This is a genomic window from Frankia sp. Mgl5 (genome assembly GCF_023242985.1).
Lineage (GTDB): Bacteria > Actinomycetota > Actinomycetes > Frankiales > Frankiaceae > Parafrankia > Parafrankia soli.
This window is the reverse complement of the sequence record NZ_JALKFY010000490.1, coordinates 1-410: the sequence shown is the minus strand read 5'-3', so window position 1 is coordinate 410 and position 410 is coordinate 1. Positions and strand designations below refer to the sequence as shown.

Sequence of the window (410 nt, the reverse complement as noted above, 5' to 3'; positions counted from 1 at the left end):
AGTTATGATCATGTAAAGATCGGCATGCATCAGTCCGGACACCAAAGCGCCCAGCATATCATTATCGCCAAAGGTTAACTCGGCGACGGAAACCGAATCGTTCTCGTTAATAATCGGAATGATCCCACGGTGCAACAAAAGGCGAAGCGTGTCGTACGCATGCCGATACCGCTTGCGATCAGAAAAGTCGCTTCGCGTAAGCAGCATCTGCGCTACGGTGATGCCGTATTTGTGGAACAGGGAGGCGTATTGCTGCATCAGGATGCTCTGGCCGACCGCTGCCGCCGCCTGTTTGGACACCAATGTGCGCGGACGCTGACTTAGGCCAAGCAAGGCGTACCCGCTGGCAACGGCTCCGGACGAGACAAGCAGTGTCTCATGTCCATTGGCTCGCAGTTGAGATAGCGCAT

At 54.9% G+C, this 410-nt stretch carries 1 protein-coding gene; it reads right to left on the bottom strand.

The genetic code is table 11. From position 1 onward, the window contains the following. Window positions 1–410 (bottom strand): glutamate 5-kinase (proB, locus tag MXD62_RS10275; protein ID WP_248829098.1); only part of this gene is annotated, 410 nt, incomplete at both ends.